The organism is Bradyrhizobium sp. BRP19 (genome assembly GCF_020194195.1).
In the GTDB taxonomy this organism is placed as follows: Bacteria; Pseudomonadota; Alphaproteobacteria; order Rhizobiales; family Xanthobacteraceae; genus Bradyrhizobium; species Bradyrhizobium yuanmingense.
This window is the reverse complement of the sequence record NZ_JADYVZ010000003.1, coordinates 43,084-62,654: the sequence shown is the minus strand read 5'-3', so window position 1 is coordinate 62,654 and position 19,571 is coordinate 43,084. Positions and strand designations below refer to the sequence as shown.

14 protein-coding genes and 1 pseudogene are annotated in these 19,571 nt (G+C 65.7%); 8 read left to right on the top strand and 7 right to left on the bottom strand.

Going from position 1 to position 19,571, the window contains the following annotated elements; all coding sequences use genetic code 11:
• Positions 1-344: 344 nt before the first annotated feature.
• Positions 345-781 (top strand): annotated as a pseudogene (locus I6F36_RS10550) (universal stress protein).
• On the opposite strand, the gene I6F36_RS10545 reads toward I6F36_RS10550, so the two are convergent.
• From I6F36_RS10545 to I6F36_RS10520, 6 genes are all read right to left on the bottom strand, one after another.
• Positions 778-3,930 (bottom strand): efflux RND transporter permease subunit, encoded by a 3,153-nt coding sequence (locus I6F36_RS10545; RefSeq protein WP_225171394.1) that lies wholly within the window; start codon positions 3,928-3,930, stop codon positions 778-780. The pseudogene I6F36_RS10550 and the gene I6F36_RS10545 sit on opposite strands and share 4 nt — an antisense overlap.
• A gap of 12 nt (positions 3,931-3,942) precedes the next feature.
• The gene (locus I6F36_RS10540) at positions 3,943-5,139 is read right to left on the bottom strand and encodes an efflux RND transporter periplasmic adaptor subunit (protein ID WP_198399638.1); all 1,197 of its coding nucleotides are present in this window, start codon (positions 5,137-5,139) and stop codon (positions 3,943-3,945) included.
• Positions 5,140-5,313: 174 nt separating this feature from the next.
• Entirely contained in the window at positions 5,314-6,294 is a 981-nt protein-coding gene (locus I6F36_RS10535; protein WP_225126067.1) for an NAD-dependent epimerase/dehydratase family protein, read from the bottom strand.
• A 67-nt stretch (positions 6,295-6,361) separates the two neighbouring features.
• Positions 6,362-7,435, bottom strand: a complete 1,074-nt coding sequence (locus I6F36_RS10530) for a hypothetical protein (protein WP_225126066.1) — start codon at positions 7,433-7,435, stop codon at positions 6,362-6,364.
• Positions 7,436-7,517: 82 nt separating this feature from the next.
• Entirely contained in the window at positions 7,518-9,008 is a 1,491-nt protein-coding gene (locus tag I6F36_RS10525; RefSeq protein ID WP_225126065.1) for an NAD(P)/FAD-dependent oxidoreductase, read from the bottom strand.
• A 97-nt stretch (positions 9,009-9,105) separates the two neighbouring features.
• Positions 9,106-9,555, bottom strand: a complete 450-nt coding sequence (locus I6F36_RS10520) for a cupin domain-containing protein (RefSeq protein ID WP_036042217.1) — start codon at positions 9,553-9,555, stop codon at positions 9,106-9,108.
• 188 nt (positions 9,556-9,743) lie between these two features.
• Here I6F36_RS10520 and I6F36_RS10515 point away from each other — a divergent pair, with 188 nt between their 5' ends.
• Positions 9,744-10,769 (top strand): AraC family transcriptional regulator, encoded by a 1,026-nt coding sequence (locus I6F36_RS10515; protein ID WP_050996011.1) that lies wholly within the window; start codon positions 9,744-9,746, stop codon positions 10,767-10,769.
• Positions 10,770-10,798: 29 nt separating this feature from the next.
• On the opposite strand, the gene I6F36_RS10510 is transcribed toward I6F36_RS10515, so the two are convergent.
• Positions 10,799-11,431 (bottom strand): cupin domain-containing protein, encoded by a 633-nt coding sequence (locus I6F36_RS10510; protein WP_225126063.1) that lies wholly within the window; start codon positions 11,429-11,431, stop codon positions 10,799-10,801.
• Between the two features lie 219 nt (positions 11,432-11,650).
• Here I6F36_RS10510 and I6F36_RS10505 point away from each other — a divergent pair, with 219 nt between their 5' ends.
• Genes I6F36_RS10505 through I6F36_RS10480 form a run of 6 tightly spaced genes read left to right on the top strand, consistent with a single transcriptional unit; the run spans position 11,651 to position 19,390 of the window.
• A complete protein-coding gene (locus I6F36_RS10505; protein ID WP_225126061.1) occupies positions 11,651-13,339 on the top strand; it encodes a peptide ABC transporter substrate-binding protein in 1,689 nt (562 codons plus the stop codon).
• A 27-nt stretch (positions 13,340-13,366) separates the two neighbouring features.
• Positions 13,367-14,317, top strand: coding sequence for an ABC transporter permease (locus I6F36_RS10500; protein WP_036013130.1), 951 nt, complete (start codon positions 13,367-13,369; stop codon positions 14,315-14,317).
• Positions 14,318-14,321: 4 nt separating this feature from the next.
• Positions 14,322-15,197 carry an ABC transporter permease gene (locus I6F36_RS10495; protein WP_225112139.1) on the top strand — a complete coding sequence of 292 codons (876 nt, stop codon included), beginning with the start codon at positions 14,322-14,324 and terminating at the stop codon, positions 15,195-15,197.
• Positions 15,198-15,249: 52 nt separating this feature from the next.
• Positions 15,250-16,578 (top strand): FAD-binding oxidoreductase, encoded by a 1,329-nt coding sequence (locus tag I6F36_RS10490; RefSeq protein WP_225126059.1) that lies wholly within the window; start codon positions 15,250-15,252, stop codon positions 16,576-16,578.
• A 7-nt stretch (positions 16,579-16,585) separates the two neighbouring features.
• A complete protein-coding gene (locus I6F36_RS10485) occupies positions 16,586-17,512 on the top strand; it encodes a glyoxylate/hydroxypyruvate reductase A (RefSeq protein WP_225112141.1) in 927 nt (308 codons plus the stop codon).
• A 9-nt stretch (positions 17,513-17,521) separates the two neighbouring features.
• Positions 17,522-19,390: an ABC transporter ATP-binding protein gene (locus I6F36_RS10480; RefSeq protein WP_225126058.1), complete on the top strand. Its 1,869-nt coding sequence runs from the start codon at positions 17,522-17,524 to the stop codon at positions 19,388-19,390.
• Positions 19,391-19,571 lie beyond the last annotated feature (181 nt).

Sequence of the window (19,571 nt, the reverse complement as noted above, 5' to 3'; positions counted from 1 at the left end):
ATCCAAATTGCCGCCGCGGAAAAATTCTGGATTGCTTCCGCCTTCGCCAAGGCTTCGGCGGACAAGTCGCTGCGCTCGGAATGACGGAGAATGAGGAGGCACTCTCGCCATGCCACCCACGATGCCATTCTGCCAGTGTTTTGCCCGACGGAGCAAGCCGTTTCGGCAAAGCCGAACTTTTTGAAAGTTTTCAACGGCATCCCTACTGTGCATGGGGTTGTTTTCGCGTTTGGCGTTTTTGCCCCCTCCGTCCCGTCGTGCGCGGCAGGAACTCCCGCCGCCTCCCGCGGGTTCTATCCCGTGGCCCCGACAGCGGGGCCGGGTAAAGGGGAAATGACGCCTGCATGCTGTGGACCTTGCTCCGGCCGGTCGGCCTCGTCCCCGCGGCGCTCATCCTCACCACCATTGCGGCCGGCGCCGAAGCGGGCAAATCGGCCGGCCCGTCCGAATTCCTGCTGGTGGCGCAGATCGTCCTGCTGATCGCGGTGGGTCGCGGCCTCGGCGAGATCATGATGCGCGTCGGCCAACCCTCAGTGATCGGCGAGCTGCTCGCCGGCATCATCCTGGGGCCGTCATTGCTCGGCTGGATTTGCCGGAGGCGGCGATTCTGCGCGAGATCGACACCACCGACGTCGACCTCGTCGTCATGGGCGTTGACCGGATCCAGGCCGACCATCTCTCCTTCGGCGGCGTCGCCGATGCAGTGCTGCGACAGTCGAAGGTCTCGGTGCTCCTGGTCTCGAGCGGCGAGGCGCGGCAGGCGCCGGCGGAGCAGGGTTAGGGCTTCACCTCCGCCACCGCCTGCGGCTTCTTCTTCGACGCCCGCCAGTTCTCGAAACGCTGCACCACGACGAAGAAGGCCGGCACGAACAGCACTGCAAGGCAGGTCGAGGCCAGCATGCCCGAGAACACGGTGATGCCGATCGACTTGCGCGCGCTGGCGCCGGCGCCGGTGGCGAGCACCAGCGGGACGACGCCGAGGATGAAGGCGAACGAGGTCATCAGGATCGGCCGGAAGCGGGCGCGCGCTGCCTCGATCGCGGATTCGATGATCGGCTTGCCGTCGCGGCCGTGCAGCTCGAGCCCCACCTCGACGATCAGGATGGCGTTCTTGGCCGACAGCGCGATCAGGAGGATCAGGCCGATCTGGCAATAGAGGTTGTTGTCGATCTTGAGGGCGGAGAGGATCAGCATCGGCCCGAGCAGCGACAGCGGCACCGCGAGGATCACCGAGATCGGCGCGTACCAGCTCTCGTATTGGCCGGCGAGCACGAGATAGACCAGCAGCATGGCGAGCCCGAATACCCAGTAGATCTGGTTCGAGACCGCCTTCTCCTGATACGACATCGCGGTCCATTCATAGCCGGTGCCCGGCGGCAACGTCTTGTCCGCGATTTCCTCCATCAGCTTCAGCGATTGGCCCGACGAATAGCCCTGCGCCGGCAGGCCGATCACGGTCGAGGACGGATAGAGATTGTAGAGGCTGATCAGCGACGGGCCGGTGGCCGGCGTGATCTTGGCGACGGTGCCGAGCGGGATCATGTCGCCGTTCGAGTTGCGCACCTGCATGTTGGCGATGTCGCGCTCGGTGACGCGGAAGGCGGGATCGGCTTGCGTATAGACCTGGAACACGCGGCCGAACTTGTTGAACTGGTTGACATAGGAAGAGCCGAGATAGGTAGACAGCGCCGAGAACACCTGATCCGTGGTGACATGAAGCGTCTGAGTCTTGACGCGGTCGATCTCGACGTTGAATTGCGGCACCGAGGAGCGGAACGAGGACTGCACGCGCTGCAGCGCGCTCTGGCTTTGAGCGTTGGTGACCATCGCGCCGGTGATGGCCTGCAGCTTGGCGAAATCGCTGTTGCCGTCGCGCAGCTCGACCTGCATCGAGAAGCCGGCGGCGTTGCCGATGCCCTGGATCGGCGGCGGCGGCAACACGATGGTGCGCGCCTCCATGATATCAGCGAGCTTGTCGTTCAGGCCAAAGACCAGCGAGCGCAGATCCTCGCCGGGTCCTTTACGGGCGTCCCAATCCTTCAGGATGATGTAGGCGACACCGGCATTGGCGAGGCTGGCGCTGTTGTCGAGCGCGGATATGCCGGCGATGGTGATGACCTGCGCCACGCCGGGCGTGTCCTTGATCAGCCCGCTCGCTTTGTCGAGCACGGCCTGCGTCCGCTCCAGCGCGGCGCCGTCGGGCAGCTGCACCGCGGCGATCAGATAGCCCTGGTCCTCGATCGGCAGGAAGCCGGTCGGCACCCGCGACAGGCCATAGCCGCTGGCGGCGATGATCAGCAGTGCGAACGCGACCGAGATGGTGGCGTGCTTCACGAGCAACGTGATCAGCCTTGTGTAGCCGCGCTCGACGCGGTTGTAGACCGCATTGAAGCCCCGATAGAAGAAATTGCGCTGCTCCGGCGGCACGGCCGGCCGCAGCCACAGCGCGCATTGCGTCGGCTTCAAGGTCGCGGCGTTGATGGCGGAGAGCAGGGCGGTCGCGGCGATCACCAGCGCGAATTGCGAGTAGATGCGCCCGGTCAGTCCGGCGAGGAACGAAGCGGGCAGGAACACCGAGATCAGCACCAGCGTGATGCCGACGATCGGCGCGAACAGCTGGTCCATCGCGCGGATCGCGGCGTCGTGGCCGTTCATGCCCTGTTCGATGTTGTGGGCGGCGCCCTCGACCACGACGATGGCGTCGTCGACCACGATTCCGATCGCGAGCACGATCGCAAACAGCGTCGACATGTTGATGGTGAAGCCGAGTGCCGCCATCGCGGCGAAGGCGCCGATGATGGTGACAGGCACGGTCGTCGCCGGCACCAGCATCGCGCGCCAGTCCTGCAAAAAAATGAGGATGACGACCAGCACCAGCAGGCCGGCCTCGATCAGGGTCATATAGACCTCGTGCACCGAGGCCTCGACGAACTTGGTGGTGTCGAACGGCGTGTCGTACTTGATGCCTTCGGGGAAGCGCTTGGCGAGCTCCGCCATCTTCCTCTCGACGGCCTGCTCGACCTGCAGCGCGTTGGCGCCCGGCGACTGGAACACGCCGATGCCGACCGCGGGCTGCTTGTTGAGCGAGAAGATCTGGCTGTAGGTCTGCGCGCCGAGTTCGACCCAGCCGACGTCGCGCACCCGCGTGACGTCGCCGCTCGTGCCCGTCTTGACGATGATGTTCTCGAACTGGCCGGAATCGTCGAGCCGTCCGTTGACGTTCAGCGTGTACTGGAACGCTTGTCCCGGCGGCGTCGGCGGCGCGCCGACCTGACCGGCGGCGACCTGCTGGCTCTGCTGCTGGATTGCCTGGATCACGTCCTGCGGCACCAGGCCACGCACCTGCAGCTTGTTGGGATCGAGCCAGATCCGCATCGAGTATTGCCCGGCGCCGAATACGGTGACGTTGCCGACGCCGGGCAGGCGCGAGAGCTCGTCACGGATGTTGATAGTGGCGTAGTTGCTCAAGTAGAGGCTGTCGTACCTCGCATCCGGCGAGGTGAGCGTCACGAACAACAGGATCGAGGTCGACCGCTTCTGCACGGTGACTCCCTGGTTCTGCACGGCTTGCGGCAATTGCGACAATGCGCTGGAGACGCGGTTCTGCACCAGCACCTGCGCGAAGTTGAGGTCGGTGCCGATCTTGAAGGTCACGGTCAGCGTGTAGGTGCCGTCGGAGCCGCTGTAGGATTGCATGTACAGCATGTCCTCGACGCCGTTGACCTGCTGCTCGATCGGCAGCGCCACGGTATCGATCACGGTCTTGGCGCTGGCGCCGGGATAGCGCGTGGTGACCTGCACGGTCGGCGGCACCACGTCGGGGTATTGCGCGATGGCGAGATTGAACAGCGCGACGCCGCCGATCAGGATCATCAACAGCGCGATGACGTTCGAGAGGACCGGCCGCTCGATGAAGAACTTTGAGATCATGGCTGGCAGCCCCTACTTGCTCGAGGCCTGCGTCTGCTCGATCTTCGTCACCTGCGGGTCGATCTTCTGGCCCGGGATGACGCGCAAGAGCCCCGCGGTCACGACGCGATCCTCTGGCTTCAGGCCGCTCTCGATCACGCGCAGGCCGTTGTCGACCGGGCCGATCTGTACCTTGCGCTGCTCGACGACGTTGTCGCTGTTGACGACGAGGAGATAGCGGCCGCCCTGGTCGCTGCCGAGCGCGGTGTCGGGAACGAGCAGGGCGCTCTTCTCCTGGTCGAAGGGCACGCGGACCCGGACGAAATAGCCAGGCAGCAGCACCCGCTTGTCGTTGGGAACGAGGCCGCGCACGGCCAGCGTGCCGGTCGACTGGTTGAGGGTCGGCGAGACGTAGTCGAGCTTGCCCTCATGAGGGTAGCCGGTATCGGTCTGCAGCCCCACTTGAATCGGGAAGTGCTTCATGTCCGCGGGCGTCAGTCCGCGACGGGTCGCCTCGGCGCGGATGCGCAGCACGTCTTGCTCGTTGACGGTGAAGTTCACATAGATCGGGTCCATCGCCACGATGGTGGCGAGCTGGGTCGGCGAGGAGACGCCGACGAGCTCGCCGATCGAGACCATGTGCGCGCTGACGATGCCGTCGAACGGTGCCGTGACCTTGGTGTAGCCGTAATTGACTTCGGCGAGCTTGGTGTTGGCCTGGGCCTGCTGCAGATTGGCCTGGGCGTTGTCGCGGTTCGAGGTCGAGGTGTCGAGCGTGGCTTGCGAGACCGCCTGGCGCTGCACCAGCTCGGCCTGTCGCTTGTAGTCGGCCTCCGCCTGCCGGAGCGAGGCCTGCGCGCCGACTTCGGCCGCCTGCGCCTGCTCGAGCTTGAGCTTGTAGGTCTCAGGCTCGATCGTGAACAGCTGGGTGCCCTGCTTCACGAATGTGCCGTCCTGATAGTCGATCGTTTGCAGAAAGCCCTGCACGCGCGCGACGAGATCGACGCTCTTGATCGGTGCCGTGTTGCCGGTCGCCTCGATGTAGCGCGTCACCGGACGCTGCACCGGCGTCGCGACGTCGACCTTGGGCGGCGGCGGCGCCACGAACGTGTTCTTGTCCTCGCAGCCGGCGAGCACAGCCAATGCCGCGGTTGCGGCGAGTGCCCGACCGATATGTTTCCTCGCTGCTCCATTGCGTCGTGCGGGAGATGCGGGATTGGCGCGCGTCATTCGGTGGTCCCCGATTGCTGTCTGTCGGTGCGGCAGGCTACCAACAAACGGGCAGTCGTGGAACACCATAGCCATGGCGGTCACGGGTCTTGCACCGAAAACGGCAGTGTGGCCTTTGACAGATTTGTCACGACAAGGCGCTTCTTCACCGGCGAACGATTGGCCCGTCTGCACCTAGGGCTGGCGCGCATGCCACGCCGCGAGCACATCCTTCTCGTCTTCGGCAGTGAGACCGACGACGGGCCCGTTGTTGGCGTTGAGCCAATCAAGCGTATCGCGCGCGGTGTCTCCCGGCGGTCGCGAGGTCAATCCGGCCGCGCGTGCCGGCGAGGTATCGCGCGTCAGGAAGCCGGCGTAGTCCGGCAATGGCAGCCACATCGGTAAGGACCGCGGGCCCGCCCAACGCCTGACGTCATGCGCTTCCAGAAAGGCGCGATCGATCCAGGTGAAGGTGCAGGACGCGTTCAGCGCGGAAGCGCATTCGCTCAGGAATCCGCCGCGCGTGCGGATCGGCCCAATCCCGTCATAGATGCCGACGAGACCGCTCTCTGCCGCATGCACGATCCATTGCGCGAGATCGCGCACGTCGATGAACTGGACCGCATCCTCCGGCGATCCCGGCGCCAGCACCTCGCCGCCGCGCGCAAGCCGCGCCGGCCAATAGGCGAACCGTCCGGTCGGGTCCTCGGGGCCTGCGATCAGTCCGGCGCGGCAGATGAAGGCGTCATCGCCGACCGCCTGTTCGCAGGCGACCTTGGCTGCGCCGTAGATCGCCTCGGTGCTGTGCTCGATCTCTCCCGCAACAGGCTCGCGCAGCGGCGCCGTGTCGGCGCGTTGCCCCGGGATGCGGTTGTCCGCATAAACGCTGATCGTCGAGACGAAGGTCCAATGCACGCCCGGCCGCTTCAGCGCGGCGACTGCGCGACGGACCTGGCCGGGATGACGCGAGACATCGACCACGGCGTCGAATGTCTCACCCGCGAGCGGCGCAAGTCCGTCGGCCACGTCGCGGTCGATCCGCAGGAAGCGGGCGCCGGCGGCAATCGGCCCCGCAAGGCCGCGGGCCGCGCAGGTCACGTCATGCCCGCCAGCGGAGGCGTGGCTTGCGATCGCCCGGCCGAGAAACTGGCTGCCGCCGAGAACGAGAATGCGCATGGAAAGGTCCGCGTGATCGATGCCACCGCGAGACTACAACCTGCGCTGGCAGTTGCAACCCGCTTCCTCAGCGCGCCCTGATCTCCGCGTATTTCGCCATCGCTTTCTCGAACTTCCGGTTGAACAGCCACATCGCGGCGAAGATTTCGCGGTAGCTCGCCGAGGTTTTCGCCCGGTCGGCCCGTCCGAAGGCAAAGATGCTGTTGTTGCGCAGGTATCCCATGATTCTGGGGCTTGACACCCGGTAATTCAGGAGATCGCCCGATTTGAGCGCGGACCGCGTCGGGGTTGGAACGATCTGGATCAGCTGGAAAAGCTTCATCTGGTCGATCGTATCAGGCAGCGTCTTGACGATACCCGGAATCTCGCGGAACAGATCGGAGTGCGCGTTCATCAACCCGTTGCGGACGTTGGTCCAGTGGTTGAAGCGCTGATCGGTGCCGCGGGCACGCGCCTCCTCCTTGTCGTCTCGCGCGCTTAAGCCCGGGTCGATCGCAGCTACGTCGCCCTTGATCTTCTCCCATTTCCGCCGGCCGTTGCGGTCTTCGGAGGGGCCGGTCTGGAAGCTGCCCATATAGGTGTTCGAGCGTGCGTTGCGGACGTTCTGCTTGCCGTTGGTCTCCGCAAAGAACAGCCCGAGGCTGATCCGCCCCGCAACTTCGGCATGTTCGGGCGCGAGGCCCTTGGCGCGCGCGATCGCAACGGCGAGATCGACGACGTCCTTGAACGGCGTCGGCGAGCTCTGCGCGCTGGCAGGCGGCGCCTCCATGAGGTCGAAGAGCCTGCCGTATTCGTCGACCAGCGGCTCGATCTCGGCGTCGAAATAGGCCGGAGGAATCTCGAACTTGTTGGGCCGGCCGATCCGCGACGGCATGACGTCGGTGAGGTCCTTGTAGCTGCTGATCACAGCGACGCGCGCGAGATAGAGCGCCTGTCCCGGCAGGTTCGGCAGCGGCTCCTTCGCCTCGATCTGGCGCCGCCGCTCAGTGAGGATGGATTTGAAGTCGCCGAGCGCGCGCTCGTAAGCCGCGAGCGCCTCCGATTGCTGTGGCGTCGGCGCCGCCTTCTGCGCAACGGTGGGCACCGCGCCGAAGATGGCAACAGCCGCGAGGGCCGCGGCGGCAAGTCGTCTCGATCCCATGGCCGATCCTATGGCTGGTTCCCGTCGATTCGATGGCCAGCGAGATCGTAGACGTCGGAGGCGAGCCGCCGCAATTCTCCTTTCACGCCGCCCGGTAGTCCGGCGCCGTCGCCAGGAACTTGGCGTAAGCATCCGCATCCGGCGGCTGGAAGCGGCCCGCGAGTCCGCCGCGCTTCTGGTTTTTCGCGCCGATATCGGCCATCAGCTCGTCGAAATGGCGGTAGTGATAAGGGGCGACGCAGAGGCCGCCATAGACGCCCGCGGCCGGCCGCTCGACGCGCTTGAAGTGCAGCATCATCTCGATGTTGTCGCGCATCGCCTGTGCCGTCGGCTGGTTCGCGAGCTGGCCGTCGGCATAACGCACCAGCCAGTTCGCCGCGAGGTCGGCGCAGAGCACGGTGCAGAACGAGGAGTTGAAGCCGACGAAGCCGAGCTCGGGCAGATCCGGATTGGCGATCAGGCGATAGAGCCGGTACTGCCCGTCGGCATCGACCAGTTTCTGCCGGTAGGCCTCGGGCAGGAACGGCACGCCGAGCTTGTAGCCGATCGCGAGCACGGCGACGTCGGCGCCCACGCGCTCGCCACCACTCATCACGATGCTGTCGCCCTCATAATGGTCGAACGTGCCGAACACGGCCTTGATGCGGCCGTCGGCGACCATCGGGTAGAAGCCCGGCGTTGCGATGGGCACCGAGCAGTTGACGCCGTCCTCGATGCGCTCCTTCGGCACCATGTTGCAGCGGCCGAGCTTGAGCTGCGCCTTCAACAGGCTCTCCAGCCCGCGCCAATTGGCCCAGACCAGCGGCGCGGCGAGGCGGTGCGCGAGCCGTCCCATCGTGCTGATGCCCCAACCCGGAAACATCTCCTCCTGCGCGCGGATGTAGAGGATGCGCTTGAAGTTCACGAGACCGCCGATGAAATAGGGAATGCGCCAGACCGGCTCACGCATCACGATGGTGACCTCGCGCGCGCCTGACTTCACCGCATTCACGGCGATGTCAGTTGCGGACTTCGAGCCGCCGAGCACGACGACGCGGCGTTCCTTCGCCAGGGTCGGATCGCCGTATTTCGACGAGTGCAGGATCTGGCCGCCCTGCGCCAGAAAGGCGTCCTCGCCGGGGCAATGCAGCTCGCGTGGCTCGTTGAATTGCCCGGTGCAGACCGCGACGAAATCGAAATCCTCGCTCGTGGTCGTGCCGTTCCTGTCCTTCAAGGCAAGCGTCCATCCCGACCTGCCGTCGCCACGGCGCGCCATGCCGGCGACTTCGGTGTTGAGCCGCAGCATGCGCTCGAGGCCAAAACTCTTGGCATAGTCGGCGAGGTAGGCGTGGACCTGCGGCCCGGTCGGCCATTCCGGATAGGCATCCGGCATGGCACGGTCGGTGTAGCGGTAGAGCTCCTTCGGGCTCTGGGTCTGCACCTCGGGGTAGGAGCGCGCGGGCTCCCAGACGCCGCCGAGATCCGAGCTGCGCTCGACGATCGTGACGCGGTGGCCTCGGGTGGAGAATGCTTTCGCGGCGGCAAGGCCGGAGACGCCGGCGCCGATCACGCAGACATGTTTTGGGCTGACCATGGGTTTGCTCGATGTGTTGCGCGCAAGCGGCCGCGTTCGGCCGCAAGGCGCGGCCGGCCGGACTGCAAGCCGATGGAAGCGGAGGAAGCGGCGACGGCTAGTCGTTGGCCTCGGGCGGCAGGAAGTCGACCTCATGCAGCGCCGAGATGCGCACGACCTCGGCCGGGTCGGTCAGATTGTGCAGCTGGTTGAACAGCGCCTCCAGCTTCTGCATCGGTGAGACCCAGAACAGCGCGCGGCACGGCTTGTCGGACTTGTTGAAATAGCCGTGCGGGATGCCGCGTGGCATGCGCACGAGGTCGCCGGCATTGGCCTTGACCCATTGACCGTCGAGCTTGAGATCGAGCGTGCCTTCCTGCACCAGGATGAACTCGTCCTGGGTCGGATGGATATGCACCGGCACGAACTGGCCGGGATCGCTGTTGGTCTCGAACGCGAAAGTGGAGTCGGTGACGGCCTTGGGGAAATAGACTTGGCCAAGGATGTTCCAGCTCTTTCCGCCGTAGCCTGTGCCGTTCGCGGTGATGCCTTTTTCGAGTGCAGTCATGGCTTGCTCCTCATGGATTCCGGCGGGGACGGAGCATCGGCCGAGGACGGGCAGCCTGTCTATCCGCTAAACGAATCCGGATGAACCTATTGCCATGCAGCACGACGAATTTGCGAGCTCCGGCCCTTTTCGCCCCCGCGGAACTATTATAGGCTTAAAGGAATTCCGGGCGCGAAGCATGGTCGACGATGTCCGCAGCCGAGCTGGAAATGAGCGCAACAGCCTCTGCAGCCGAACGGCTTGCGGCGTTCGCCCGTGTCACCACTGATGACGTCGACGAGGCGGCCGAGCAGATCGGGCGCATCTTCTGTCCGCACGATCTGAAGCCGACACAGGCGCGCGCGGCCGGCTTCTCTGCCCGGCACAATTGCGCGGCGTTCGACGGTTTCTCCATCAACTACGTCGCCTATGGCGGAGCGGTCAGCATCGATCCGGGCTGCCTCGAGCGCTTCTTCCTGGTGCAGGTCCCGCTTGCTGGCAGCGCCCGCATTCGTGCCGGTCGTCGTGAGCTCGATGCGGCCCCGGACCGGATCGCGTCGCTGCTGTCGCCGACGATTCCGACCCGGATGATGTGGAGCGATTGTGCGCAGGCGATCCTGCTGCTCGATCGCCGCATGGTCGAGCAGCGCGCCGCGGCCTTGTCGGGCAGGGCGACCGGGGTGGTCGAGTTCGATCCGGTGATCGAGCTGGATGCGCCGTCCGGGCGGGCCCTGCAGACGAGGCTCGCCGAGCTGATGACGCTCGCCGAGCGCCTCGGGCCATCAGGCCGGCTCTCGCCGGCCGCGATGGCCGATTGGCGCGAAGCGCTGCTCGATCATCTGCTCAACCGGCAGCGGCATGGCCTGTCGGATGCGATTCAGACGTTTTCGGGGCAGGCCGAGCGTTTGCCGCGCGCCTTGCGCGCCGCGCGCGATCACCTTGCCGACCATGCCGGCGAGCCGCTCGACCTCGCGCAGCTCGCCTGCGCCTCCGGCATCGGCATCCGCGCGCTGCAGCTCGGCTTCCGCCGTCACTTCGGCGTGTCGATCTCGCAGATGCTGCTCGACATTCGCCTCGCCGGCCTCAATGCGCGCCTCGCGCAAGCCGCACCCGATGTTTCCATCACCGAGATGGCCTTCGATCTCGGCTTCACCCATCTCGGCCGCATGGCCGGCGCCTACCGCGAGAAATTCGGCGAGACGCCGTCAGCCACGCTGCGGCGAAGGATGAGCTAGATCCGTCTCGCCAGACCTTGATGCCGGACTCAACCCTCCGGCGAGTCGGTCTGGCGCAGCGTCGTCACCCAGATCACGCGCGCCACCTGCTGGGTCGGGTTGTCGAACATGTGCGGCACGATGCTCGGAAAACGAAAGCTGTCGCCGGCTTCCAGCACATGGGCCTGGTTGTCGAGCCACAGCCGCAGGCTGCCCGAGAGGATGTAGCCCGCCTTCTCGCCGGTGTGCTGCAGGAAGTCGGTGCCGGAGGAGGCGCCGGGGTTGAGCGTGAGCTCGTAGAGCTCGAGCTGGCCTTTGCCTTCCGGCGTCAGCGCTTCCTTGACGACGCCGCTGGCGGTGAGCCGCAGCAGCCGCCTGGCGTTCTTGCGCACGGTGTAGCGCGGCGCTTCGGCAGGATCGCTGCTCTCGAAGAAATAGGAGATGGGAACGTCGAGCGCGATGCTGAGCAGGCGCAGCGTGCGGATCGACGGCATCGCGCGCGCACGTTCGAGCTGGCTGATCATGCCGGTCGACAGGCCGGTCTTGTTGGCGACGTCCTGGATCGAGAGGCCGGCGCGCTGACGCAGCAGCCGCACTGTTTCACCCAGGCGCTGGTCGACCGCATCTTCGGCCTCGGTCGTCGGAGCGTCCTTCAGACTGTTCGTGTCGCCGCGACCATCCATGTCGCTCTCCCATGCATCATCTCAGCGTCGGGGATCGAGCCCCGCGCCTTCAGTCAGAGTGAAAAGCTGGCGCATTCTAGCAATGCGATTGACAGCTGTATTTAGTCGTGATGAACTTTTGGGAGAAAAATTTAGAAGCACTAAAGCCCACTCCTGTCCCTTTGCCGGGGTCTCGGGGGCGCGGGAGACGGTGCCGCGTGCGGAAACGGAGAGTGGGTCATGGCGGACGACACCGGCAAGTTCGGCGTTGGGGCAGGACATCTCGGCATTCCGAATCGCCGTCAATTCTTCCAGCTCGGCGCGGGCGCAGCCGCAGGCTGGACGCTTTCAGGGAACGCCTTCGCACAGACCGAACGTCCTACCAATCCCCCGGACAAGCCGCGCGGCCAGGTGATCGCGGCGCTGTCGCAGGAGCCGACCGTCTTTCATCCCTTGATGCCGGGCATCGAGGTCGATCAGGGCATCTGGTGGCAGGTGTTCTCGCCGCTCTGGTACATCGAGCCCGACGGGAAATTCGTTCCCGACCTCGCCCGCGAAGTCCCGACCATCGAGAATGGCGGCCTCTCGGCCGACGGCCTGACGTGGAAGATCAAGCTGCGCAGCGACGTGAAATGGCACGACGGCACGCCGTTCACGGCCGAGGATGTCAAGTTCTCGCTCGAGCTGATCAACAATCCCGATTTCCGCGTCCGCAACCGCGTCGGCCACAGCCTCGTCAAGGACATCAAGGTCGTCGCGCCCGACGAGATCCACTGGCGAATGGAGGCTCCCTATTCGCCATATATGTCAATTCTCTCGCTCACCTTCATCGTGCCCAAGCACATCCTCGAGAAGGTGTCCGATCCTAATTCCTCGCCGTTCCACAACGCACCCATCGGTACCGGGCCGTTCCGCTGGGCCGAGCGCGTGCCGGGCGACCACATCCAGCTGAATGCCCATACCGGTTATCATGGCAAAGGACCTTACGTCGAACGCGTCGTTTTCAAATACATTCCGGACCTGGCCGTTCTCTACACCCAGTTCCGCACCGGTCAGGTCGACTACACCGGCCTGCAAGGCATCCTGCCGAACTTCGTGCAGGAGGCAAAGACGCTGAAGGGCCGCAAGATCTTCGTCTCTTCGACCTCCTCGGTAGAGCATATCGCGCCGAACCTGGATTTTGGTCCTTTCACTGATCGTGCCGTGCGCGAGGCGCTCTATCTCGCCATCAACAAGCAGGCGATCATCGACGCGCTGAATTACGGTCTGCCGACGCCGACCGAGAGCTTCGTGCCGCAGCAGGCCTGGTCGTTCCAGCAGGGTCTGCCGCAGCACAAATACGATCCTGCCAAGGCCAACGCGCTGCTCGACGCCGCGGGCTGGGTTCGCGGCTCCGGCGGCATTCGCGAGAAGGGCGGCGCCAAGCTCGAATTCACCAACTCGACGACGTCGGGCAATGCGGTGCGCGAGCAGACGCAGCAGCTCCTGATCCAGGACTGGCGTGCGATCGGCGCTGCGATGCGCGTCAACAACATGCCGGCGGCGGTGATCTGGGGCGAGTTCTGGCAGCAGTCGAAGTTCAACTCGGTGCTGGTGTCGGTGAACTTCATGCTCGGCAGCGACCCCGACGTGACGCCGCGCTTCGGCTCCGGCGCCATTCCCGCCAAAGGCGGCCGCGGCTTCAACACCTATCAGTACAGAAGCCCGGAGGCGGATCGTCTGCTCGCTGAAGGCGCCAAGCAGTTCGAACTCGCCCAGCGCAAGACCACCTACGGCGATCTGCAGAAGCTGATCCGCAACGATTTTGCGATCCTGCCGCTGTTCCAGGGCTTCATTGCGGAGGGGGTGAAGGAGGGGCTGCAAGGCTTCCGTCCCAACATCAACACCTCCATCAATTGCTGGAACATCCGCGAATGGTATTGGGCCTGATGTCTCGGGCTGGTCGGATCGCCTGAGATGGCCCGCTACGTCGTCAATCGCCTGGCGCAGGCGATCATGCTGCTGGTGATCGTCTCGGGGATCGGCTTCGCCATCCTGCATCTGGCGCCCGGCGGGCCGCTGTCGCAGTTTGCCGTCTCAAGCCAGATGACGCAGGAGGATCTCGACCGCGTCACCAGGCAGCTCGGCCTCGATCGTCCGCTGCTGGTCCAATATCTCGACTGGTTCGGCCGCATGGTGCGGGGTGATTGGGGCAAGTCGTATCGCGACGGCGAGGCGGTGCTGTCGGTGATCTCCTCGCATCTCGGCGCCACGCTGGAGCTGATGGCGACGGCGACCATCATCGCCGTGCTGCTCGGCTGCTGGATCGGCATCCTTGGCGCGCTACGCCGCTACTCGCTGTTCGATACGCTTGCCACCGTCGGCGCCATGATCGCGCTGTCGATCCCGACCTTCTGGTTCGGCCTCGTCACCATCTACGTCTTCTCGGTCAAGCTCGGCTGGTTGCCGGCGGGCAACCGGCACACCATTGGCGACGGCTCCTTCCTCGACCTGCTGCATCATCTGATCGCGCCGGCCATGGTGCTGGCGCTGGTCGAGACCGCGATGTGGGGCCGTTTCATGCGCTCCTCGATGCTCGAGGTCATCAACCAGGACTACATCCGCACTGCACGCGCCAAGGGCATGCCGGAATGGCGCATTCTCACGGTGCACGCGCTTCGCAACGCGCTGCTGCCGATGATCACGGTCGCCGGCCTGCAGTTTCCGACGCTGCTGGGCGGTGCGCTGGTGGCGGAGACCGTGTTCACCTGGCCGGGCATGGGCCGCCTGTTCCTGGATTCGATTGGTTACCGCGACTATCCCGTGGTGATGGGCATCCTGATGTTCTCGGCGACGATGGTGCTGATCGGCTCGCTGCTGGCAGACATCCTCTATGCCGTCGTCGATCCGCGCATCCGGGTGGGCTGAAGCGATGGCGACCGCAGCCCTCTCCACCGTTCAGCTCGCGCCCGGCCAGGCCGCGTGGCGGCGCTTTCGCCGGCATCGGTTGGCGCTCGCGGGCGCCTTGATCATCCTCGTGCTCGTGCTCGGTTCGACGTTCGGCCCCTACCTGCTGCCGTTCGACGACACCTACATCGACATCATGAAGCGGTTCGCGCCGCCGCTCTCCGGCGCGCATATTCTCGGCACCGACGAGCTCGGCCGCGACGTGCTGGCACGGTTGATGATGGGCGGGCGGGTCTCGCTCTCGATCGGCATCGTCGCGATGGTGATCGCGATGGCGGTTGGCATTGTCGTCGGCGCCTTTGCCGGGTTCTATGGCGGCGCGGTCGGCGCGGTGTTGATGCGGCTCGTCGACGCCGTGCTGTGCTTTCCGACCATCTTCCTGCTGCTGGCCCTCGCAGCGCTGACCGAGCCCGGTCTCGTCACCACCACCATATTGATCGCCGCCACGGCCTGGATGGCGGTGGCCCGCGTGGTCGAAGCCCAGGTGCGTTCGCTGCGCGAGCGTGAGTTTGCGGTCGCCGCGCTCGCCTTCGGCTCGTCGAACCTGCGCATCATGTTCCGCGAGCTCGTGCCCAACGCGATCGCGCCGATAGTGGTTGCCGCGACGCTCAACGTCGCCAAGGCGATCCTGCTCGAATCCTATGTCAGCTATCTCGGCTACGGCATCCAGCCGCCGGCGGCGAGCTGGGGCAACATGCTCAACAATGCGCAGATCTATCTCACCAGCGCGCCCTGGCTCGCGATCGCGCCGGGCGTCGCCATCACGCTCGCGGTGACCAGCTTCAACTTTCTCGGTGACGGCCTGCGCGATGCGCTCGATCCGCGAATGAACATCCCGTGACGCGCAAGACCTCTGACGCGCAAGAGCTCGAACTGAACTCCAGGAGTGCCCCATGTCCCCGCCGCTCAACCGCATCAACAGCGACGAACGCCTGCCGGCGCAGGTAGATGTCGTCGTCATCGGCGGCGGCGTCATCGGCGTCTCGGCCGCCTATCATCTGGCGAAGAAGGGGCACTCCGTCGCGCTGGTCGAGAAGGGCCATGTCGGCGGCGAGCAGTCGAGCCGCAATTGGGGCTGGTGCCGCCAGCAAGGCCGCGCACGCGAGGAGATCCCGCTCGCGCGCGAGGCGCTGCTTCTGTGGGAGGACATGCAGAACGATGCCGGCGTCGATGCCGGCTTCCGGCGAACCGGGGTGTTGTTCCTGACCAAGAGCAAGGACGAACTCGCCAGCTGGGAGCGCTGGGCCGCGGTCGCGCGCGAGATGCAGGTTCACTCCACCGTGCTGACGCCGACCGAGGTCGCCGAGCGCATGCCCGGCAACGCCGACACATGGGTCGGCGGCCTGCACACGCCGAGCGATGGCCGCGCCGAGCCGTCGATGGCCGTCCCTGCGCTCGCCACCGCCGCACGCAAGCACGGCGTCACCATCCACCAGGGCTGCGCCGCGCGCGGGCTGGAGACGACTGGCGGGCGCGTCAGCGCCGTCGTCACCGAGAAGGGCACCATCCGCACGCAATCCGTGCTGCTGGCGGGCGGCGCGTGGTCGTCGCTGTTCTGCCGCCGCCACGGCATCGAGCTGCCGATCGGACTCGTCAACGCCACCGCGTGCCGGACCACGCCGGGACCGGAGATCACCTCCGGCGCGCTTGGCACCGATTTCTACTGCATCCGCCGCCGCCTCGACGGCGGCTTCACGCTGGCGCTGCGCAACCGCGGCACGGTCGAGCTGTCGCCGGACCTGTTCCGTTACGCGCGCACGTTCTGGCCGACCTATCAGCATCGCAAGAACGGATTGAAGCTCTCGTTCGGCAAATCGTTCTTCGATCAGCTCATGCGCGGCACCAGCTGGAGTTTCGACAAGCCATCGCCGTTCGAGGCCGAGCGCGTGCGCGATCCCGCGCCCGACATGTCGCTGGTCAATGCGGCGCTGGCGGCGCTGATCAAGTCGAATCCGGAATTGAAGGACATCGAGATCGCCGAAGCCTGGGGCGGCACCATCGACTGCACGCCCGATACGATTCCGGTGATCTCGCCGGTCCACGCGCTGCCGGGTTTCTTCCTCGCGACCGGCTTCTCCGGCCACGGTTTCGGCATCGGTCCCGCCGCCGGCAAGCTCGCCGCCGACCTCGTGACCGGCGCGACGCCGCTGGTCGATCCCGCCGCTTACAGCCACAAGCGCATGATCGACGGCCGCCGGCTCGCGCCAGTCAGCCCGTTCTGAGGGCGGCATGACGGTTCTCTACAAGGCCAATATGGTGCGCGGCGCCGAGTGGGCGCGCTTCTTCGCGGAGCGCGCGCCCGACGTGCCGTTCCGGCTCTGGCCTGATATCGGCGACCCCGCCGCGGTGCGTTATCTCGTGGCCTGGGTGCCGCCGGATGACATCACGACGACCTTTCCCAATCTCGAGCTGGTCTTCTCGGTGGGCGCGGGCGTCGATCAGTTCGACACCACGACAGTCCCGGCGCACATCCCGCTGGTCCGCATGCTGGAGCCCGGCATTGCCGAGACCATGGTCGAATACGTCACCATGGCCGTGCTTGCCCTGCATCGCGATCTCCTCGATTTCATCAGCCAGCAGAGGCAGCAGGTCTGGCGCGAGATCCGGATCACGCCGGCCAGGCGCCGGCACGTCGGCGTGATGGGGCTCGGCCAGCTCGGCCAGGCCGTGCTGGAACGGCTCAAGACGTTCGGCTTTCCGCTTCTTGGGTGGAATCGTTCGCCGCGCGAGATCGAAGGCGTCACCTGTTACGCGGGGGCCGATGCCTTGCCAGAATTTCTGGCGCAGGCCGACATTCTCGTCTGCCTGCTGCCGCTAACGGATCAAACGCGCGGCATTCTCAATGCCGAGCTGTTCGCGCGCCTGCCGCGCGGGGCAGGGCTCGTCAATGTCGGACGCGGCCCGCATCTCGTCGAGGCCGATCTCCTCGCAGCCCTCGACAGCGGCGCGCTATCAGGTGCGGTGCTCGACGTCACCGATCCCGAGCCGCTGCCGGCAGGCCACCCGTTCTGGAGCCATCCGCGTATCCTGCTGACGCCGCACAACGCCAGCATGACCACGCCCGATACGGCCGTCGATTTCGTGCTCGACGTGATCGCGCGGCATCGTCGGGGCGAGGAGCTGCCGGGTCTGGTCGATCGCAGGCGGGGCTATTAGGGCAATCGCATGAGCATCGGCACAAAAAGATCTGATCAGGCCGTTGCCGAAGCACAGGCAGCGGTACTCTCCGTCTCCAGCCTCACCACCTCCTTCATGCTCGAGCGGCAATGGATTCCCGTCGTTCGCAAGGTCTCGTTCGACATCGCAGCCCGCGAAACCGTCGCGATCGTCGGCGAGTCCGGTTCGGGCAAGAGCGTCACCGCGCTGTCGATCATGCGGCTCATTCCGAGCGAGATCGGCCGGGTCGAGGGCCGCGTCATGCTGGCGGGGCGCGATCTGCTCGCGCTGCCCGAGGCTGATATGAAGGATATCCGCGGCAATGACGTCGCCATGATCTTCCAGGAGCCGATGACGAGCCTCAATCCGGTGCTCACCATCGGCTTCCAGATCGCGGAGGCGCTGATCCAGCATCGCGGCCTGTCGCGCGCGGCGGCGGAGGCGGAGACCGTCCGCCTGCTCGATCGCGTCCGCATCCCTGCGGCGGCGTCGCGCTTCCACGAGCACCCGCATCGCTTCTCCGGCGGCATGCGCCAGCGCGTGATGATCGCGATGGCGCTGGCCTGCAAGCCGAAGCTTCTGATCGCGGACGAGCCGACCACCGCGCTCGACGTCACCATCCAGGCCCAGATCCTGGAACTGCTCAAAGAACTTCAGCAGGAGGAGGGCATGTCGATCCTCTTCATCACCCACGACATGGGCGTGGTCGCCGAGATCGCGGACCGCACCGTGGTGATGTATGGCGGGCAGGCGGTGGAGACGGACGCCACCGCGCGCATTTTTGCCGCGCCCGCGCATCCCTATACGCGCGCGCTGCTCGCGGCCGTGCCGCGGCTCGGCTCGATGGACGGGCGGATGCGGCCGATGCGGTTTCCGATCGTCGACAAGGTGACGGGCACGTCGGACGAGCCGGCCGAGACGCCCGATACGGTCTCGCCCGCCGAGCGGCCTCTGCTGGAAGTCTCAAACCTCACGACGCGCTTTCCGATCCGCTCGGGCCTGTTCGGCAAGGTCTCGGGCCGCGTCCATGCGGTCGAGAACGTCTCCTTCACCTTGCGCGCCGGCGAGACACTGGCGCTGGTCGGCGAATCCGGCTGCGGCAAGTCGACCACCGGACGCTCCATCCTGAAGCTGACGCAGCCGGACAGCGGTACGGTCCTGATCGATGGCCAGGATGTGCTGGCCATGAACGGCCGGGCTTTGCGCGATGTCCGCAAGCACATGCAGATCGTGTTTCAGGATCCGTTCGCGAGCCTCAATCCGCGCATGTCGGTGGGAACGGCGATCGCTGCGCCTTTGCTTGCCAACGGACTCGCGACGGGGTCGCAGGCGCGCGACAAGGTCGCCGACCTGCTCGTCCGTGTTGGTCTTTCCGCCGACATGGCGGCGCGCTTCCCGCACGAATTCTCCGGCGGCCAGCGCCAGCGCATCTGCATCGCGCGCGCGCTCGCACTCGGCCCGAAACTGATCGTCGCGGACGAAGCAGTCTCCGCGCTCGACGTCTCGGTCAAGGCGCAGGTCGTCAATTTGATGCTCGACCTCCAGGCCAGCATGGGTCTCGCCTATCTCTTCATTTCCCACGACATCGCCGTGGTCGAGCGCATGAGCCACCGCGTCGCCGTGATGTTTCTCGGCGAGATCGTCGAGATCGGCCCGCGCGCGTCGGTGTTCGGCAACCCCCAGCACCCCTACACCAAAAAGCTGATGGCCGCCGTGCCGGTGCCCGATCCGTCGCGCCGCGGCACGCAGCGACCAGCCTCCAACGACGAGATCAGAAGCCCGGTCCGCGCGCCGGATTATCAGCCGCCGGTGCGGCACTATCGCGAAGTGTCGCCCGGCCACGTCGTGCAGGTCTGGGGCGAGGAGTGGTCGGGCTGAGGCTGCGAGCTTCACGAAACCATGCGCGTATCTTTGATTTCGGCCAGACGCGGGCAGCGTGCTGACCAACCGCGCGTTGCAGATCCAGCATGTTCGCCGTCCGTTATCGCGAAATGAGATGCGTCCTTCGGAAATTGTGACCGAATAGAGCGACAGGGAGGACCGTGTGTGAACCGCTTCA

Coding starts and splice junctions, on each gene's coding strand:
- I6F36_RS10545 (WP_225171394.1), bottom strand. CDS start 3,930: ATGATCTCAAAGTTCTTCATCGAGCGGCCGGTCCTCTCGAACGTCATC.
- I6F36_RS10540 (WP_198399638.1), bottom strand. CDS start 5,139: ATGACGCGCGCCAATCCCGCATCTCCCGCACGACGCAATGGAGCAGCG.
- I6F36_RS10535 (WP_225126067.1), bottom strand. CDS start 6,294: ATGCGCATTCTCGTTCTCGGCGGCAGCCAGTTTCTCGGCCGGGCGATC.
- I6F36_RS10530 (WP_225126066.1), bottom strand. CDS start 7,435: ATGGGATCGAGACGACTTGCCGCCGCGGCCCTCGCGGCTGTTGCCATC.
- I6F36_RS10525 (WP_225126065.1), bottom strand. CDS start 9,008: ATGGTCAGCCCAAAACATGTCTGCGTGATCGGCGCCGGCGTCTCCGGC.
- I6F36_RS10520 (WP_036042217.1), bottom strand. CDS start 9,555: ATGACTGCACTCGAAAAAGGCATCACCGCGAACGGCACAGGCTACGGC.
- I6F36_RS10515 (WP_050996011.1), top strand. CDS start 9,744: ATGTCCGCAGCCGAGCTGGAAATGAGCGCAACAGCCTCTGCAGCCGAA.
- I6F36_RS10510 (WP_225126063.1), bottom strand. CDS start 11,431: ATGGATGGTCGCGGCGACACGAACAGTCTGAAGGACGCTCCGACGACC.
- I6F36_RS10505 (WP_225126061.1), top strand. CDS start 11,651: ATGGCGGACGACACCGGCAAGTTCGGCGTTGGGGCAGGACATCTCGGC.
- I6F36_RS10500 (WP_036013130.1), top strand. CDS start 13,367: ATGGCCCGCTACGTCGTCAATCGCCTGGCGCAGGCGATCATGCTGCTG.
- I6F36_RS10495 (WP_225112139.1), top strand. CDS start 14,322: ATGGCGACCGCAGCCCTCTCCACCGTTCAGCTCGCGCCCGGCCAGGCC.
- I6F36_RS10490 (WP_225126059.1), top strand. CDS start 15,250: ATGTCCCCGCCGCTCAACCGCATCAACAGCGACGAACGCCTGCCGGCG.
- I6F36_RS10485 (WP_225112141.1), top strand. CDS start 16,586: ATGACGGTTCTCTACAAGGCCAATATGGTGCGCGGCGCCGAGTGGGCG.
- I6F36_RS10480 (WP_225126058.1), top strand. CDS start 17,522: ATGAGCATCGGCACAAAAAGATCTGATCAGGCCGTTGCCGAAGCACAG.